Source organism: Vibrio sp. 14N.309.X.WAT.E.F5, assembly GCF_030397615.1.
Lineage (GTDB): Bacteria > Pseudomonadota > Gammaproteobacteria > Enterobacterales > Vibrionaceae > Vibrio > Vibrio lentus.
The window spans coordinates 26,332-45,125 of the sequence record NZ_JAPNXR010000013.1; the positions used below are offsets into that span (position 1 = coordinate 26,332).

General features: G+C 43.7%; 17 protein-coding genes. 8 read left to right on the plus strand and 9 right to left on the minus strand.

What is annotated here, in order from left to right:
* Position 1: 1 nt before the first annotated feature.
* On the minus strand, positions 2 to 676 hold the full coding sequence (locus OW495_RS14930) for an ABC transporter ATP-binding protein (RefSeq protein ID WP_009845334.1): 675 nt from the start codon (positions 674 to 676) through the stop codon (positions 2 to 4).
* Here OW495_RS14930 and OW495_RS14935 point away from each other — a divergent pair.
* The 5 genes from OW495_RS14935 to mrdA all read left to right on the plus strand — a co-directional run bounded on the left by OW495_RS14935 (position 675) and on the right by mrdA (position 8,583).
* A complete protein-coding gene (locus OW495_RS14935) occupies positions 675 to 1,298 on the plus strand; it encodes an arylesterase (RefSeq protein WP_102513926.1) in 624 nt (207 codons plus the stop codon). The two genes, OW495_RS14930 and OW495_RS14935, sit on opposite strands and share 2 nt — an antisense overlap.
* A gap of 81 nt (positions 1,299 to 1,379) precedes the next feature.
* Positions 1,380 to 2,579 (plus strand): enoyl-ACP reductase FabV, encoded by a 1,200-nt coding sequence (gene fabV / locus OW495_RS14940; protein WP_102282339.1) that lies wholly within the window; start codon positions 1,380 to 1,382, stop codon positions 2,577 to 2,579.
* A gap of 179 nt (positions 2,580 to 2,758) precedes the next feature.
* The gene (locus tag OW495_RS14945) at positions 2,759 to 4,666 is read left to right on the plus strand and encodes an EAL domain-containing protein (protein WP_102513927.1); all 1,908 of its coding nucleotides are present in this window, start codon (positions 2,759 to 2,761) and stop codon (positions 4,664 to 4,666) included.
* Positions 4,667 to 4,785: 119 nt separating this feature from the next.
* Positions 4,786 to 6,447 carry an ABC-ATPase domain-containing protein gene (locus OW495_RS14950; protein ID WP_076670408.1) on the plus strand — a complete coding sequence of 554 codons (1,662 nt, stop codon included), beginning with the start codon at positions 4,786 to 4,788 and terminating at the stop codon, positions 6,445 to 6,447.
* Between the two features lie 237 nt (positions 6,448 to 6,684).
* A complete protein-coding gene (mrdA, locus tag OW495_RS14955; protein WP_102513943.1) occupies positions 6,685 to 8,583 on the plus strand; it encodes a penicillin-binding protein 2 in 1,899 nt (632 codons plus the stop codon).
* 83 nt (positions 8,584 to 8,666) lie between these two features.
* Here the strand turns inward: mrdA and OW495_RS14960 are convergent, their stop codons facing one another.
* On the minus strand, positions 8,667 to 9,305 hold the full coding sequence (locus OW495_RS14960; RefSeq protein WP_102513944.1) for a DNA-J related domain-containing protein: 639 nt from the start codon (positions 9,303 to 9,305) through the stop codon (positions 8,667 to 8,669).
* A gap of 176 nt (positions 9,306 to 9,481) precedes the next feature.
* The gene (locus tag OW495_RS14965) at positions 9,482 to 10,321 is read right to left on the minus strand and encodes a 2OG-Fe(II) oxygenase family protein (protein WP_029223686.1); all 840 of its coding nucleotides are present in this window, start codon (positions 10,319 to 10,321) and stop codon (positions 9,482 to 9,484) included.
* A gap of 200 nt (positions 10,322 to 10,521) precedes the next feature.
* Here OW495_RS14965 and OW495_RS14970 point away from each other — a divergent pair, with 200 nt between their 5' ends.
* Positions 10,522 to 11,130, plus strand: coding sequence for a DUF2238 domain-containing protein (locus OW495_RS14970; RefSeq protein ID WP_102513928.1), 609 nt, complete (start codon positions 10,522 to 10,524; stop codon positions 11,128 to 11,130).
* An 80-nt stretch (positions 11,131 to 11,210) separates the two neighbouring features.
* On the opposite strand, the gene OW495_RS14975 is transcribed toward OW495_RS14970, so the two are convergent.
* From OW495_RS14975 to OW495_RS14995, 5 genes are all read right to left on the minus strand, one after another.
* The gene (locus tag OW495_RS14975; protein ID WP_017067298.1) at positions 11,211 to 11,462 is read right to left on the minus strand and encodes a hypothetical protein; all 252 of its coding nucleotides are present in this window, start codon (positions 11,460 to 11,462) and stop codon (positions 11,211 to 11,213) included.
* A 21-nt stretch (positions 11,463 to 11,483) separates the two neighbouring features.
* Complete coding sequence (locus OW495_RS14980; RefSeq protein ID WP_102513929.1) at positions 11,484 to 12,392, minus strand: DMT family transporter; 909 nt, start codon at positions 12,390 to 12,392, stop codon at positions 11,484 to 11,486.
* Positions 12,393 to 12,422: 30 nt separating this feature from the next.
* Positions 12,423 to 14,114, minus strand: coding sequence for an SgrR family transcriptional regulator (locus OW495_RS14985; protein ID WP_099165114.1), 1,692 nt, complete (start codon positions 14,112 to 14,114; stop codon positions 12,423 to 12,425).
* A 163-nt stretch (positions 14,115 to 14,277) separates the two neighbouring features.
* Positions 14,278 to 14,511 carry a DUF3389 domain-containing protein gene (locus OW495_RS14990; RefSeq protein ID WP_076678655.1) on the minus strand — a complete coding sequence of 78 codons (234 nt, stop codon included), beginning with the start codon at positions 14,509 to 14,511 and terminating at the stop codon, positions 14,278 to 14,280.
* Positions 14,512 to 14,599: 88 nt separating this feature from the next.
* Entirely contained in the window at positions 14,600 to 15,025 is a 426-nt protein-coding gene (locus OW495_RS14995) for a hotdog fold thioesterase (protein ID WP_102513930.1), read from the minus strand.
* Positions 15,026 to 15,194: 169 nt separating this feature from the next.
* Between OW495_RS14995 and OW495_RS15000 the strand changes: the two genes are divergently transcribed.
* Positions 15,195 to 15,983, plus strand: coding sequence for a M48 family metallopeptidase (locus OW495_RS15000; protein ID WP_102513931.1), 789 nt, complete (start codon positions 15,195 to 15,197; stop codon positions 15,981 to 15,983).
* Between the two features lie 113 nt (positions 15,984 to 16,096).
* Here the strand turns inward: OW495_RS15000 and OW495_RS15005 are convergent, their stop codons facing one another.
* The gene (locus tag OW495_RS15005; protein WP_102486278.1) at positions 16,097 to 17,179 is read right to left on the minus strand and encodes a site-2 protease family protein; all 1,083 of its coding nucleotides are present in this window, start codon (positions 17,177 to 17,179) and stop codon (positions 16,097 to 16,099) included.
* A 356-nt stretch (positions 17,180 to 17,535) separates the two neighbouring features.
* Between OW495_RS15005 and OW495_RS15010 the strand changes: the two genes are divergently transcribed.
* A complete protein-coding gene (locus OW495_RS15010) occupies positions 17,536 to 18,789 on the plus strand; it encodes an outer membrane protein transport protein (RefSeq protein ID WP_289887249.1) in 1,254 nt (417 codons plus the stop codon).
* Positions 18,790 to 18,794 lie beyond the last annotated feature (5 nt).

Below are 18,794 nucleotides of genomic sequence, written 5' to 3' on the forward strand. Positions count from 1 at the left end.
TTTACACTTCCTCTATGTGACCGACATGCATTTTCAAGGTTCGTTGGCAACGTTGTGCGAGTTTAGGGTCGTGCGTGACGAGAACAAGCGTGGTGCCGTGCGATGAATTGAGTTCAAACAACAACTCGACGATTTTCGCTGCCGTTTGTTGGTCTAGGTTGCCCGTTGGTTCATCGGCGAACAAAATTTTAGGCTTAATCATAAACGCGCGAGCCAATGCGACCCTTTGTTGTTCGCCACCGGACAGCTGAGACGGCAAGTGATCAAGCCTATCTTTCAAGCCCACTGATTCAAGCAGAGCCGTCGCGCGTTCGATGTCTTCGTCTTCACCTTTCAATAAACAAGGTAGCGTGACGTTTTGCAGGGCAGAAAGGCTTGGGATCAATAAGAAGCTTTGGAAAACAAACCCAACGGATTCACTGCGGATTTTGGCTCTCGCTTCGTCATCCAGTTGTGATAGAGGTTGGCCTAACAAACTGATTTCGCCAGAAGTTGGCACATCGAGCCCTGCAAGCAGTGTCATTAACGTGGATTTACCCGCACCTGAAGTACCGACAATCGCAACCGTTTCACCCTCACGAATATCGATATCAACATGCTCTAAGATTGTTAAATGTTCTTGATTAGTAGACACTGTCTTGGAAACAGCTTCTGCTTTTATGATGGATGTATGCATGACTCGACTAATTTCCTTTTTATTTTTTATTTTATTTTCAACCGTTTCGTTAGCTCAAGGCCCTACGTCAGCTCAAGTTTCCAAGTTATTGGTACTTGGCGATAGTTTGAGTGCGGGTTACAACATGGATATCAAGCAAAGCTGGCCAAGTTTGTTGCCAGACGCATTGGAAAAACATGATAAAACCGTGAACGTGGTCAACGGCAGTATTTCTGGTGACACAACAGGCAATGGCTTAGCGCGTTTACCGCAACTGCTTGAAGAACACGCCCCAGACACCGTTCTTATTGAACTCGGCGCAAATGATGGACTGCGTGGCTTCCCACCTAAGCTTATGTCTGCGAATCTGGATCAAATCATCGAGCAAGTAAAAGCCGCGGGCGCGAAACCAATTATGATGCAGATTAAAATCCCACCTAACTACGGCAAACGTTACAACGAACAATTCGAGTACGTTTTTACATCGCTGTCTGATCAACAAGACGTGCCACTTTTGCCCTTTTTCCTTGAGCACATCATCCTCAAACCTGAGTGGATGATGAACGATGGACTGCACCCAAAACCTGAAGCTCAACCTTGGATCGCTGAATTCGTCGCCGAAGAATTATATCAGTATCTTTAAGTTTTAATGGTCTAGCTCAATAAATTTTACACAGCTTTACGTTAGCCTGAGTGCATATCACCGTTAACTGTAAGGTTATTTATGCTGATCGAACCTATTATCAAGGGTGTGGTAGCCAAAAGCGCTCACCCTCTTGGCTGTAAAGAAGCCGTCAAACAACAGATCAAATTTGTTAAGAGTGCGCCGCAAATCAAAGATGGCCCGAAACGAGTCCTGATCATCGGCGCATCCTCTGGCTTCGGCCTTGCCGCTCGTATCGCCCTTACCTTTGGCGGTGCTAAAGCTGACACTATCGGCGTCTCATTCGAGCGCGGTCCTAATGAAAAATCCTTAGGCACTGCAGGTTGGTACAACAATATCTACTTCAGAAAAGAAGCCGAACGAGAGCAGCGTACTGCGATCAACATCGTTGGCGATGCCTTTTCACAAGAGACACGCTCCCAAGTTGTCGAAGCCATCGAAACTTACTTCGAAGGTGAAGTGGATCTGATTATCTACAGCCTAGCCGCTGGCGTTAGACCGAAACCAAATTCCGAAGACTTCTGGCGCTCTGCGATCAAGCCAATCGGTGAAAGCGTCACTGGCGCGACGATATCTCTTGAACACGATCATTGGGTAACCAATACGCTTGAAGCAGCAACCGAAGAAGAAGCCGAAAGCACACTCAAAGTCATGGGTGGCGAAGACTGGGAAAACTGGATAGATGAGCTGATCAATGCTGAATCTATCGCCCCAGGCTGTAAAACCATCGCATTTTCTTACGTTGGTCCAGAAGTGACGCACCCTATCTACTTAGACGGTACTTTGGGTCGCGCTAAGATCGACCTTCATCAAACAAGCCACGCACTCAACCTTGAGCTAGCTAACTTTGATGGCAATGCTTACGCGACCGTGTGTAAGGCATTAGTCACCAAAGCGAGCGTATTCATTCCGGGGTTAAGCCCTTATCTGCTTGCTTTATATAGAGTGATGAAAGAAAAAGAAACCCACGAAGGTTGTATCGAACAGATGCAGCGCTTGTTTAGCAGCAAACTGTATGGTCAGGAAAAAGTGCCACTTGATGGTGAACGACTAGTGCGAATGGATGAATGGGAACTCGATCCAGAAACCCAAGCTCATGTGACAGAGTTACTTGAAGCCATGGATGAAAACAACTTCCAATCAATCGGTGACTATCAAGGTTTTAAAGAAGAGTTTTTACAGTTGAACGGTTTTGCTCAACCATCGGTAGACTATAAACAGAAACTTAACACTGAAGATTTTATAAAGTTAAAGCCTTAATCGAAACTTATCTCATTACTGAGACCCAGATTCATATTTGAAAACCTCTGCAAAATTGCAGAGGTTTTTTTCTGCAACTTTTCTTATACTTAATTAACGTAATGTTCACAGGCTATTTGGTTTCATCATAATTAACACAGGATGTGTTGATGCATTAAGCATAATTGACTCGGAGTCATATGAAGAAAATTAAAACTCTAGATTTAGACATCCCAGACGACATGAAATCCGGTTGGCAAAATATTGTCGACTTGCTGGCTCAGATCACTGAGGTCCCAGCGGCTCTCATCATGCGTGTCCACAGCAACTCCATCGAAGTTTTTTCAACCAGCCGTAGCGAAAATAACCCCTATACCCAAGGCGACTCAGAAACATTAGGCAATGGGTTGTATTGCGAAAGCGTGATGGAATCTCAGCAACATCTCGTTGTTCCTAACGCCTTGGCTGATCCCGAATGGGAAGATAATCCTGATATCAAACTTGGTTTGGTCTCTTATTGTGGTATTCCGTTACTTTGGCCGAATGGCGAGTTGTTCGGTACGATCTGCATCTTAGATTCTAAAGAAAACCACTACACACCTACCTATATCAAGTTACTCGAAAGCTTTCGTACTTCAATCGAATCTCAACTCAAGACTTTGTTTCAGCATGCGAAACTGACTCAGATGAATGAAGAGTTAAAAAACCGCGTTTACACTCGAACTAAAGATCTCGCGAGCCTGAACTACTCACTCAACCAAGAGATTGATAAGCGCAAAGCGGCTGAACAAAAAATCAATTTCCAGAAGAACCACGATCTTGGTACTGGATTTTTGAACCGTAACGCATTTGAGTCTCGCTTAAACCAAAGGTTGTCTACCCAGAATAGACTGACCGATTGTTCATACGCTGTCATTCATATCGGCTTTACCAATGGTCGGCGTATCCAAGCTCGTTACGGTTATAACGCATTAGACCAAGTGCTGGTTGAATACCGTCAACGAATCGAAAGCATCTCCGATGTTGAAGTTTTCACGGCACGCCCTACTTCTGTTGACCTCGTATTGGCGTTCAGCGTTAAGGATTTACAGCATCGCCTCGAAGAACTGTGCAAGAGTTTAGTTAATGTTGGCCATTCAGAATTCGCCATAGATAATGACAAGGTTCATTTGCATGCTTTTATTGGTATTGCGATAACTGACAACGAAGACGATGCTGAAAGTGCGCTGCAAAAGTCGTCGGAAGCGATGCTTGCCTGCAAAGATTCGGGGCAAAAGTTTGCTTATTACTCTCAGTCACATACCGAAGAACAAAGTCATCTGAATAAGATCGAAGGTTATTTATTACACGCGGTTCGTAATGATGACTTGATGCTCTATTTCCAGCCGAAAGTCTGTCCGCTCACTCATCGCTGGGTTGGTGCAGAAGCACTGTTACGTTGGAGGCACCCTGTTCTTGGTGACATCTCAAACGAAACCTTGATTCACATGGCGGAGCAAAACGGTTTGATCTTCGAGGTTGGCAGCTTTGTTTTGCGGAACGCGATTGAAAAAGCCAAAGAGTGGTCACAATACGTCGATGATTTCAAAATGGCGGTTAATGTGTCTGCCGTTCAACTTAAAAACGTGCATTTTGCCGAGCAAGTTATTCACCTCTTAGAAACCTATCACCTTGAACCGCACTTTTTAGAACTCGAAGTCACTGAAAGCGGCCTGATCGCGGATGAAGTGGTGGCAAAGAACACCTTGGAATCTTTGCATGATATCGGTGTTACATTGTCACTTGATGATTTCGGTACAGGCTATGCCTCATTCAGTTACCTCAAGAAGTTCCCATTCGACTCAATCAAGATCGATAAGAGCTTTGTCGACCAAATGTTGAACTCAAGTGAAGACAAAGAGATTGTTCGTTCTATTGTTCAAATTGCCAAAAAACTCGACTTAAAAGTCACCATCGAAGGCATTGAGTCAGAAGTTCAGGAGCAATTCATCGTTGAAGAAGGCTGCGATGTTGGACAAGGTTACCTCTACGGAAAGCCGATGCCCGGGCAAGAATTCGAACATAGCTTAGTCAATCAAAACTATTTGGGGTCAACTCGTTACGCTTAAAGCGAAAAAGAGCAGTTTGTTTTGGATTTAGGTCTACTTTCTCTTTACTCTAAAGGTGGTGATTTTTATAATCGCCGCCTTTCTGTTTTTATCTTCCCTTTATATAGGCATTCCTCGTTATGGATCAGTTGACTGCAAAGCTTAAAAAGCTCGAAAAACAAAACTTCCGCGCATATCAACAAATTAAAGGTCAATACGACTTTGCTGATTTCGAATTACACATCGACCACGTTCAAGGTGACCCGTACGCATCTTCTTCACGTTTTCGCGCAACACGCGCTTGGTCGTTAACAGGGTTAGGTTGGCTGAAAGAAAAGTCTTACGAATACCAAGTAGCAGCGCGTGACTTTATTGCACGTAGCTTCTCTGAGTTTGCTAAGCAAGAAGCGACCGTGTCTATCGCATTAACGGGTCAAACTGTTTTGGATAACACATCAGTGGTTTTCACCGAGCACGGTATCGAAATCCGTTTTCGTATCAACTTACCTGCTGATGGTCGTAGCATTCTTGCAAAGAAAGCAATCAACATCATTACGTTCTATTTGCCTAAGTTTATTCGTCGCGCAACGCTTGAACGCGAACTCAACATCGAAGCGATGATTAAGCATTGTGAAGCCATTGAGGACCAAGACGCGTTACGCGCTCAATTGGAAGAAAACAATCTAGCGGCATTTGTAGCAAATGGCAGCGTATTACCTCGTATCGCAGGTAACTGTGATTTACCAATGAAAGGCGCGGTTCCTTTCCTAGCACCAGAGTCTTTGAGTGTTACCTTAAACACACCAAACCAAGGTGATGTGACCGGTTTAGGCATTCCTAAAGGCATCACACTGATCGTTGGTGGTGGTTTCCATGGTAAATCTACACTACTGAACGCCGTTGAACGTTCTATCTATAACCATATTCCAGGTGATGGTCGTGAAGGCATCGTGACGGCGACTGATACGATGAAGATCCGTGCAGAAGATGGCCGATGTGTACATAACTTGAATCTTTCAAACTACATCAACCATTTACCAATGCAGAAAGATACGTCTGATTTCAGCACACAAGATGCATCTGGTTCAACTTCGCAAGCAGCGTGGCTACAAGAATCAATTGAAGCGGGCGTACAAACACTCCTTATCGATGAAGATACGTCAGCGACTAACTTCATGATTCGTGACGAGCGTATGCAAGCGCTAGTATCAAAAGGGGCTGAGCCTATCACTCCACTTGTTGACCGTATTGGCCAACTGCGTGAAGAGATGGACATCTCAACTATCGTGGTAATGGGTGGTTCTGGTGATTACTTAGATGTGGCTGACACTGTGATTCAAATGCACGACTACCAAGCGGTAGACGTAACTGAAAAAGCACAAGAAGTGATCGCTCAACACCCTACTCAACGAACTAACGAATGTGAGACAGCATTAGAAACTTTTGTTCCTCGCTCGTTAAACCGCGCTGCACTGATGAACATTCTTACTGACGGTAAATTCCGTGTTAACGCGAAAGGCAAAGAGTCACTGCGTTTTGGTAAGGAATTCGCGGACCTTTCTGCATTAGAGCAATTAGAGTCAACTTCAGAAGTAAACGCGATTGGTTGGGCATGGTTCCAGTTTGCACAAACTCCAGGTTGGTCAAACAACCCTGCTAAAGAGTTTAGCGCTATCTTAAGCGATGAGTGGCACGTGAACATGCCAAACTACGGTGACTTGGCGAAGCCAAGAGTATTGGATGTCATGGCCGCACTAAATCGTATGCGTAAATCTCAGTTCAAACCTTCAAACTCGAACTAATACCTCGCGATAAGTTAATCTTTATTATTGCGGCTCTCATTTATGAGGGCCGTTTTTTTGCGTTCAATTCCTATATTTCTATCTGATTCGCCCACTCTTTACATGACTACATTGTTGGTCAGCGCTTTAATCATAGAAATCCAAAAAATCATGACACAGTTTTTACAAATCTATAGTGATATTCAGATAAAGTCCCGATTCGATAAGTGTAACTAAATGTAACGGGCTTGGATTTTGATTAACCATAAACGCGTAAAAATGCGTGATCACAAAGGTGAAGTAAGGCTCTTTAGAAACCGAGTCATCATTGCATTCATCGGTATTCTACTTTTCACTCTCGTCTTAGTTGGTAACCTATACCGACTCCAAGTTCAAAACTTTGAAAACTACCAAACTCGCGCGAATGGCAATCGAATCAAGGTTCTCCCTATCCCTCCCGTCCGTGGGCTTATCTTTGACCGTAACGGTAAGCCGTTGGCAGAAAATAAACTGGTCTATAACTTAACAATGGTACCTGAGAAGTCTGGTGATATAGAGCCATTATTAGAACAGTTAAATCAATATATTCCATTAAGCCAAGAAAAAATCGATAAGTTTAAAGAACGTTACAAACACACCCGCCGCTTCAAAACCGTTACGATTATAGAAAACTTAACTGAAGAAGAAATAGCAAGATTTTCGGTGCATCAGTATCAGTTTCCTGGTGTGGCTGTTGATACTAACCTAACCCGATTTTACCCGAACGGTGAAGTGCTTACGCACGTGTTGGGTTATGTTGCACATATTAACGATGGCGATTTACGAAAACTGGAAGAGCTCGGCAAGAGAGACAATTATCAAGCAACGACCATTATCGGAAAGTTGGGGGTCGAGCGTTATTACGAAGATTTGTTGCATGGCCAAAAGGGCTACCAAGAAGTCGAGGTTAATAGTCGTGGACGTGTGGTCCGTACTATTAAGTACGTGCCGCCAGTGGCAGGCAAAGATATCGTGCTAAACATCGACTTGGACTTACAAAAGTATGTATTTGAACAACTCAAAGGTCGCACAGGCAGTGCGGTCGTGCTAGACCCTGGCGATAACAGCGTTTTAGCGATGGCTTCAAGCCCTAGCTATGACCCTAACCTTTTTGTTGATGGTATATCGAGTAAGAATTACCAGCGGCTTCTGCACGACCCAGCTCACCCTCTAGTTAATAGATCGACTCTAGGTGTCTATCCACCAGGATCGACAATCAAACCCTTTATGGCGGTTGCAGGACTAGAAGAGCACATTATCTCGAAGAACACGGTAAGAAACGATCACGGCTCTTGGCGCATTCCTGGTTCTAAACCTAATTCCAAATCTTGGCGTGACTGGAAGCGTTGGGGACATGGTCCCGTCGATGTTACTCAAGCAATCGAAGAGTCGGTTGATTCCTTTTTCTATCAAATTGCATTTGATTTGGGTATTGATCGCATATCTAAGTGGATGAATCGCTTCGGGTTTGGTGAACCGACTGGCATCGATATCTATGAAGAAAGCAACGCTAATATGCCAACTCGCGAATGGAAAATGATGCGCTATCGTACGCCTTGGTATCAAGGTGACACGGTACCTATCGGGATTGGTCAAGGTTACTGGACATCCACCCCTTTGCAATTGGCAAAAGCGACCTCTGTACTGGTCAATCACGGAAAAGTAATAGCACCACACCTTCTTCGAGCAACACTCGATCACGGTGAAGACTTAGAGACACAAACCTTAATTCAACCTGAAAAAATGAAGTCTATTGACGAGGTACCAGATAGCCTGTGGGAAGTTCCAATTAATGCGATGAGACTCGTTAACCACGGCAGTCGTGGTAGTGGTAGAAAAGCGTTTAAAGGCAGTGAGTATACAAGTGGTGGTAAATCAGGTACATCACAGGTTTTCGGCTTGGCAAAAGATCAGGTGTACAACTCAAAAGAGTTAGAAAGGCACTTGCTTGACCACGCACTCTACACAGCTTTTGCACCATACGAGGATCCTGATTATGTGGCTACTGTAGTTATCGAACACGGTAATGGTGGTTCAAAAGTCGGAGCGCCTTATATCCGAAAAGTGCTCGATTTTGCATTTGAGCATAAAAGCGGCCAGAACAAAGATAACTCCTAGTACCAAGAAAACCCCACTCTAGATTCATAGTATGGGGCTTTTTATTTTAGGGTTTCATTAAACGTAGCTCGAGACTCCGTAGACTACGAGCTTCTCAATATATGCCATGCTTCGCACAATGTCTGAAACTTAGCCGTGTTGCCCTCGTCCCTATCTGGATGCCAACGTAGTGCGAGGCGTCGCCACCTTTTACGAATCTCTTGTTGAGTCGCGTCGAATGGCAACTCAAACAAACTGAGTGCATGGCTTCTGTCCATATCCGTTTCACTACCACCAACAAACCTTTTGTATCGCGTCCAAAACTCATTCAACAACCTTTTGACTTCACCCTCATCCGCCTCATAGTTGAGCCAGTTTATGTAGTAGTCACGTAATGGGTCTTGGAGGTCGATGGTATGAGTGCTGCCATGATAACGGCCGCTCATCAGTTCAATGTCCATAGCTTGAACCTGCAACCAACTGTCTGGATACAAGGTCTCTTGCAATTGATAGAGGGCGTTCATAATTAAGAAGTTTTTCTTAAACAGCTCTTTTTCAGGTACGGGATCTAACACTGGTACCAAACCGAGATCTTTGAGGTGTGCTGCCAAGGTATGCACTTTCCACCCACTTGGCTTTTGCTTAAGCACTTCCATAATTGGCCAAAGCAACGGGTTTTCCATATGCGCTTGAAAATTAGGGCTAATATCCTGATGACTTGGTGAATCTGGATTGTCTAACATAATTAAGTGAGCCGTTGCCATATGCATTTGAGTGTCTTATTAATTGAAAGCGATTTACGACAGTTTGTCGAGTTTCAAATCAAATAAACATCAATCCGTTGCACCAGATATACAAAAGGCCAGCATTACGCTGGCCTTCAAGAATATACAGTTTAACTTATATGAGCTTGAACTGATTAGATAACGCCAAGCTCTCTTAGACGTTCCATTAGGTATTCATTTGCCGTGTACTTCTCAGACAAAACCACTTCTGGTTTCGGGTGAAGGAAAAGAGGCAAAGAAATTCGAGACTTTTCTTGGCGAGCACCTGATGGGTTGATTACACGGTGAGTCGTTGATGGGAAGTAACCACCAGACGCTTCTTGCAGCATGTCACCAATGTTGATGATCATGTTACCGAAATCACATGGCACATCAATCCACTCATCATTCTGAGCTTTAACTTGAAGGCCAGGCTCGTTTGCAGCAGGAAGAACAGTCAGCAAGTTGATGTCTTCGTGTGCCGCTGCGCGGATAGCACCTGGTTCTTCATCACCTTGCATTGGTGGGTAGTGAAGAACGCGAAGCAGCGTTTGTTCGCTACCATTAATCATTTCAGAAAGCGCGATTGAGAACTTCTCTTGTACTTCTTGAGGTGCATGTGCTTCAACCCAACCTAATAGCTCTTGAGCAAAAGCATTAGCACGTTGGTAGTAATCTAGAATCTGTTCTTTTAGCTGTTCAGGAATCTGACCCCAAGGGTATACGTGAAAGTACTCTTTGATGTCTTTTACAGTGTGGCCCTTAGCAACTTCAGACACTGAAGGTGGAAAATATCCATCTTGTGTTTCAACATTAAAGCGGAAGTTCTCTTTCTCTTCAGAAATGAAGAATTGGTACCAGTTCTCGTAAATTGACTCAACAAGCTCTTTTGGGATCGGGTGATTCTTAAGAACACCAAAACCCGTTTCACGTAGAGAGCGAACAAATTGTTCTGCTGCGTCGTCAGCAAGGTAATCGACAGTTTCCAGTTTCATGACTTTTCTTTCTTGTTATGTAGTGATGCAACGATTTTAAGGATCGCTTTGTTGTAAATCAAACTTTTGTGAAACTCTCGCAACCGTTTGTCTAGATACTGGGCGATAACGCTAGTTTTCAACAAATATGGTGATTAGAGCACAATTGAACACTGTTCATTATTGTGTAACTATACATGAAACTTATACAGGATCTGATGATGACAATTACGCCACTTGCTCAAAATAGACCTCTACTCTCACTAACTGCAGTCTATCTTGTTATCTTTCTCTTTTCAGCCTTTGCTCCGTCTTCAAGAGCCGTTTGGATCGCTGAGATTGTCCCTGCTCTCGGTATTCTTGTCGGGATATGGTGGTTATCCACCAAGCTTACCTTTTCAAAGACGGCTTACGTCCTGATGTTCATCTGGTTGGTTCTGCATACGATTGGGGCTAAGTATACCTTCGCTGAAGTACCATTTGATTGGTTTAATAACTTGATTGGATCTGAACGTAATAACTTCGACCGCGTGGCGCACTTTTCGATTGGTCTTTACGCTTATCCGCTCGCTGAATATTTGATTCGTAAGAAACTGGCTCAAGCGGTATTGGCGTGCTTCTTTGCTCTGTTTGCCATCATGAGTGTTGCAGCAGGTTATGAGATTATTGAGTGGTGGTACGCGGAGATTGCAGGTGGTGATGAAGGTATCGCATTCCTTGGTTCACAAGGTGATATTTGGGACGCGCAGAAAGACATGCTTTGCGACACCACCGGAGCGATAGTCTCGCTATTGATTCTTAAGCTTCAAGGTCGAGTCAGAACTTATTAATACTAGCCTTTAAACCTGAACTTCAATACCAAATTTGAAATGCCACACACATTATATGCTGTGGCATTTATTCTTCTCTATTACTTCATTGTTACCTTGCCACCCACAAACTTGTAGGCTGGCGTACCTCGAACCAAGGTATCTCGCGCAAATTCGATACCACACTCAGGGCAAACGCATGGTTCTGTCGTGAAATCTTCGACTATGCGTTCCTTAAAGCACTTTACGAGCGCACCTTTGCCACCTTTTCGATACTTGAAAAGTTGCGTCTTACATTTAGCGCAGAATATCTGAACCGTTTTGGTCGGTTGTTTCTTGTTAGGTTTAGCCATAGACGTTAGTGATTGTACTTATTATTTCTTAAGTTTAGGGGCGACAACAACCAAGCTTATCCCAAGTAAAATGACAGTCGATGAGATAACAAATTGCATGGTGACGGGTTCAGATAGCAACAAAACACCGCCAAGTGTCGCGATAACTGGAACAGAAAGCTGTGCAATCGATGCGACGACGGTATTCAGCTTTTTCACGACGTAATACCACAAGCTATAACCCACGCCAGAAGCCACTGAGCCCGACAATACTGCGTAAATCAAACCTTGCTCAGTGATGGATATTTGCGATGCCACGTTTGGAATAACCGTTAACAGGCTTAATAACACAAGGATCGCTAACGAGCTAAATCCAAAGTTGGCAGTCGTAGATTGCAACGCGTTTGTGGATTTCTTACCCGCCAATGTATAAATGCCCCACCCAATTCCAGCCAGAGCCATCAATATGACAGAGGTTATATCTGGCGAACTTGTCGATTCCGTCGGCATGAGTAAGTAAATGAGCCCAGAAACTGACAACAAACAACCACACCACTCTAATAATGACATTTTGTTGCCAGCTAACAAGTGTGCGGCAATCATAGTGAATTGAACCGCGACAAACAGAACCAAAGCGCCAAGCCCTGCCCCTAGCGTTAGATAAGCATACGAAAAGCCGAACATGTAAACGAGCAACGCCACTATGGCGGTTAAATCAAACTGAGAACGAACCTTGGTGTATGTCGATGCGTTGTTAACCTCTTTATCTTGTTTGCGCTTAGCGCTTGAAGATAAGGTTAATAAAATCAACAGGGTAAACGCACCCGATATGATACGCACGATCGAAAAACTCAAAGGATCAATCGTTTGATCCATCAAAGCCCAGCGACACAATACAGAATTGGCTGCAAATGCCACCAGCGTAATAAATGTGATAATCACCGTTTGCATCGTGTTGTCCTAATCAAGTTATCTCTGGTTTCAATCAACGTCAGGCTTTACCCAAACTTGGCTAAAGTCGAACCAACCGAGTGCATTGCACTTTGCGTTCTGCAGCGTACCGCATTGGTCTTTGTTTACACCTAGCCAACAGTGGAACATCGGGATCAACTGATTGCTTTGCACAAGTTGTTTCCCTAGTTGTCTTGCTGGGAATTGCTCAAACTCGCCCGATCGCCAACGATCAATCATGTGACACCATTGGTCAAAATCTTCTGCTGGGCTAGATTCATCGAGAAAGCTGTAATCCATTAACCAACCGGCCAGCGCATCATCTCTATTGTTGGCAATCCCCATTGGGTTAATCCAAATATCAACATTGTCGGCGTGTGGAGGATCAGTTTCGTAACCGAAAAGCTCGACATCAACGTTGTATTGCTTCAACACAGTGACGATTGCTTTAGCGAGCGTTGGAAACATCGGATGTTGGCATTGATACGCCAATCTCACGCTTGGTTTAGCGCTTGCTGGTGGGCAAACTGGCGTTTTTAACTTGATGTCATACCAACCGGGTTTGATTCCGTAAGCATGCAGCACACCCAAGTCGATAACCGTCTCTTTTGGAATATGCACAAACAGATCTGAAGCGTTCAAAGCATTTGATAAGAACTCTGCCCACGCTGGATCTTGTGCGATACCCTTCTTTCTATTGAGTAGTAAATACGTACAGCCCGGATCAAGTTCAACTTCATCGCTGTCACCACGATCTGCCATTACTGGTTTAGAGAGGCTTGGGTAAACCATTGATGAATAAGCCTCATCGACCACCCAAACTTCAACGCGATCAATCAGCGGCCTAAAACCAAAGTATCCGTTAAAAGCCGTTAGCACGAGTTGCTTCTCATCATTCTTTTCAATGCGATAAGGGCCAGTACCAATCGGTCGAATGTCGTAGTCTTCACCACGTAAAATCATCGGCAAGGTCACTTTAGCGACCGATTCGGTAAGCGCGAGTGGGAAGTACTTATCTGGACGCGTTAGAAAAACATCAACCACGCAATTGGCCGGTGATGAGACATCTTTAATATGTGAGAACATATTAAGTGGTTCAAGCAAAAGAAGCGTATCCACAACGTGGCTTGTTAACAGCGGTTCTCCATTATGAAAACGAACGCCCGGCCTTAGAAAGAATCGCCATTGGTGGTCGTTAATCTTTTGCCATGAATGAGCAAGATCAGGCTGTAGCTGATCGTTCTCATCGAGGCGCGTTAACCCACTGAACACCTGGCACGTGATGTGTTGTTCAGATCGTCGCATAGATTTAGTTGGGTTAAGCATGGAAAGTGGACGGTAGTAAGGCAAACGAATAACTTGTTCACCTTCTTGGTACTGTACGCCCAAGTAATTTTGAATCACTTGAGTAAGCTTGGCTGCATTGTGGTCAAGTACCGACAGTGCTTGCCCAATCTTACCTTCTTCTAAGTAGCGGCGTGCTAGGTTTTCGCTTACATCACAGCGATTCTGCTTAAAGATAAGCTGAGACAACTTACCTCGACCCGCTGCCGGTAACCACTCTACCCAACCCTCTTCTTCGAGTTTGTTAAGCACCATTCTGGCATTACGACGGGTACAACAGAGCACATCTGTTATGTCGTCGAGCTGAACATCAGAATCTTTACCATCGAAATATTCGAACAGGGTTTCAAATTGAACGCGAAGTCTTGGGCTACTCATAAAGAGGAAAACTTATTCAAAGGATATTGAATTCAGTTTCCCTATTTTATGAGTCAAAATCAATCGAACTTATTAGTTTTTACGAAGAGATTACGAATGTGACTTGATTAAGTAGACTTATTAGAAAGTCAAAAACCGAATTAAACCTAGTTATAACGTATAGTTACATTACATCGCAGCCGATTTCAGTGGCGATATCACGGAGCTGTTGTTCATTGTCTAATTTAATCGACCATTTACATTCTGAACCGTTGGCAGAAATAACGTTTGCCCCTTTTCCGATCAGTTGAATCGCATCAACTTGCGCTTGCAGTGTGACTCTATGCTCACCATCTAAACGAACAACCAACTCATGTGCCGTTGCAATAACTTTTCCACTTTTAAACGTTATGACCATGGATTTCTCTAACTAAAATAAACAATTTGTATATGAGGTTAATAAGCTGGGGGTGTAATGATTCCTATCCCCAGCCTTTGTTATCGAATTAGCGTTTGTGCTTCTTCACAGCAATGGTTAAACGGCTTGTACATACCAAGCGTTGACGCTCATCAGTGATGTTTATCTGCCATACTTGGGTGGACACACCAAGGTGAATGGGCTCGGCAGTGCCAATAACATGCCCTTCACGCATCGAGCGAACGTGGTTTGCGTTAATATCCAAACCAACGCAATAGTAGCCTTCTGGTACACAGAAATTAGCCGCTAATGAGCCAAGCGTTTCAGCTAAAACTACCGATGCGCCGCCATGAAGCATGCCCAGCGGTTGGTGCGTAAAATGACAAACCGGCATGGTCGCCACCAAGGAATTATCGTTGACCTCAGTGTAAATAATGTTGAGGTGCTCAATTAAGGTATTTTTTGAGGTCGCGTTGAAGGTATCTAGGTCAACGGGCTTTTTCCAAATACTCATGTGGGTTCCTTAATTATTGACTTTGTTTGTGCGTAAGCGGCTTTATTAACACGAATGGAGATCTTAACGATAACAATCGTTCTTAAGTACAATAGTTATCTTACAACTATTAGTTATTACGCAAGTTGATGTTAACATGCATAAAAACCGAATACACAGAGGATATTGTATGACGTCATGGACGAAGTTTGCCTCGCTTCTCACTCTTGCAGGCCTAACCGCATGTAGCGCTTCCCCGACAGGAAGAAACCAACTGCTGCTTTTTTCAGATCAAGATATGTCTCAGCTTGGAGCACAATCTTTTGAGCAAATGAAGAAAGAACAGCCAATCAGTAAAGATGCAAAAACCAACGCTTATGTTCAGTGCGTAGCGAACAGTATTACTCAACACATCCCTAAGCAAGGCTTTAGTGAATGGGAAGTCGTTGTTTTTGATAGCGACCAAGTGAATGCGTTTGCCCTACCTGGTGGAAAAATTGGCGTATACACGGGTTTACTCAATGTTGCAGTTAATCAAGACCAACTCGCAACAGTTATCGGACACGAAGTGGCTCACGTTCTCGCTGACCACAGTAATGAACGTCTATCTCAATCTCAAATCGCTAATACTGGCTTATCTATAACTAGCGTCGCGTTAGGCGCATCAGAATACAAACAGTATCAGGGCATGACAATGGCTGCGTTAGGCTTAGGTGTTCAATACGGTGTTGTTCTACCTTATGGTCGAACTCAAGAGTCTGAGGCCGATATTGTAGGCTTAGAGTACATGGCTCAAGCTGGGTTCGATCCAAAACAAAGTGTCGATTTGTGGCAAAACATGGCGAAAGCATCAGGTGGGAACCAACCACCCGAGTTACTTTCTACGCACCCTTCCCACAATACGCGTATTAAAGATCTGCAAGCGAAAATAAAAACGTTGCCTCAATCTGGAACATCAAGACCAAATTGCAAAGCGTAACCTGATGCTAGATTAGATTTAGAGCCTCAAATACAAAAACGCCCTATCCATATTGGTTAGGGCGTTTTAGTACATCAAGCTAATGAGTTATTCAGATAGCGTTAACTCTTGAATTATGTACCTAAAATTTGTAATGGTAGGCTGAGTAACTGATCGCCAGTTGATGCGAAGTACCAGATAACGCCGATTAAACTGCTCACTAAGCCCACATACCAAAGGAATGATACGAGTTGGCCATATTTATCTAATGGCAATAAATGACTGTGGTGACGCCCTTTCCATTCGAATAGGATTTCAACACTACCCATGATCAATAAGAAACCAAATAAGGTTAAGTTCAACTGATAACTCAGCACGACGCCAGCAACCGCTGCTGCCACGCAAAGCACAATACCAAGAACGCTGTTCATTGAAAAACTAATACTTTTCAACACATGACCGCCATCAAGAGGCAAAATCGGCAGTAGATTGAACAGGTTTAACAAGGCATTAAATACCGCAAGCCCGGCAAAGAACATCTCGCCAGTCGCCCAATACAACACCATAAATATCAACGACAATATCAAGCCAAACAATGGCCCCATGATAGAAATAACCACATCTTGCCATCGTGTATTGATCTTTTCGTCGGATAACGCCAAGCCACCTAAGAATGGAATTAAATAGATGCCTTTGGTCTTCATGCCAAAGTACTTCATTGCTCTGATATGACCGTATTCATGGAACATAAGACAAGCGATCAAGGCAAGCGCGAACTGAATTGAAAATAGCCATGAGTAAGCCGCTAAACTCGCAGAGGCAAGTACCACCTTAATTAACTTAGCACTCTTGAGGGCTTTCATACCCAACGACACTAACCCGATTAAGCTAAAACGCTTCTCAGGCTTAGGTGCTACTACGGGAGTTTGTTGCTCGATATCTTTAGTATTGCGATTGCCTTCGGTGATGGTTTGTCCATTAACAGATGCTTTGTATGTCATCTCGAACGGTTGCCATTGAACCAACGCTTCAACGTGACACTGCAACGTTTCTTCTCCAGATCGGAGCGTAAAAGTATGCGTTCTCGCATCATCTTGATCTGTCGTTGCATCCAACTGAGAGACCAACGTGTTATCCCAAAATAACTGTTGCCACCCTGCCATTGACCCCTCTAAACGAAGCGGTTTACCAAGAAACTCTATCGCGAGTAATTCCAAACTAAAATTCCAATTTAATGACTTTCTAAATGAACCAACATTATGCCGATTTAGCGATTAGCGGTAAACATAAACAAAGTTGTTACATATTGAGCAGTTGAACACTATTTGTACCAATGAGATTCACAATCATTCTGGTCACACCTCCAACCACCAATAAACCATTGATTGTAGTTATATTATTAGTGTTAAAGTCCCGCCCCTTAAAAATATAACTTCACAAAATAACAACTCATTCTTTGACTTTATATGAAATATGAATTTAACATGCCGTTTACATTAGAACTTAAACACCAACAATGCTCAGTGTGTTTTCAACAATAAGAATGAGATTTGATGCCCTAGGAGGGTCACGGATGAAAACAATACAACGCTCTCTCGTTTCGCTTTCTGTGCTATTTGCATGTAATTCACTTGCGGCTGGTTTCCAAGTTGCTGAGCATTCTGCTTCAGGTCTTGGTCGCGCATTTTCAGGTGAAGGTGCCGTAGCCGATAACGCGAGTGTGCTAGCGAGAAACCCCGCCGCAATGACCCTATTTGATACAGCCCAATTTTCAGGCGCGGTTTCTATCGTTGATCCAGAGGTTAACGTCACTCAAACCAAAATTAATGATAGCGATTTCAATCAGAAGTCTTCTGACGTAGCCCCTTTGCAAATAGTCCCAGCCGCTTACTACATCAGTCCAATCAATGAAAAGTGGGCATGGGGGATTGGCATGTTCACTACATATGGCGTTGCTACTGATTATCCCGACGATATTTATGCAGGTGATTTAGCTGGTGACACATCTTTGGTGTCCGTAAACCTAAATCCAAACATTGCTTACAGAGTAAATGAAAGCTTAAGCCTCGGTGCTGGTATCAATCTAGTATATGCGGAAGCTGAATTAAATAGACACAAAGGCAGTCTGCCTGTTGGCGGATCGCCAAGTGACAAACTGATATCAATGACTGGTGAAACGTTCGCTTTTGGCTGGAATGTGGGTGCGTTGTATGAGCTGAATAAAAATAACCGTTTTGGTTTTGGCTATCGCTCATCTGTCGAACTTGATTTTGATGACGGTGAATTTACTGATTACACAGGTCTAAGAATGGCAAACGACGCCCCTGGAAAAACAACAGGTCGTCTTGAAATTGAACTACCCGATATCTTTGAACTATCGGCTTTTCATCAACTTAGCGATGCTTGGGCAATACACTATGGTTGGCAATTAACCAAATGGAGTAAGTTCAAAGAATTAAAAGCAACGAGCTCAGATTGTAAAAATAATGAGTGTTTCTTAAAAACCGAGCATTACGAAGACAACCAAAGATGGTCTGTAGGTGCTACTTACATGGTTAACCAAAGCTGGACTCTACGTGCAGGTTTGGCATATGACGAACAAGCTGGTGAAGCAACGTTAAGCATCCCCGATAGCGACCGTATGTGGTATTCAGCCGGTTTAACTTATGCAGTTTCTGAAAACATGACTGTCGATGCAGCATTTGCGTTAGTACAAAGTGAAAGTGGTTCGTTTACCGAAACGGATGCGGCAGGACAAAAGCTTACATTTGATGCTGAGGGCGTTGCTTACCTTTCAGCGATTCAGCTTAACTACACCTTCAACTAACCGTA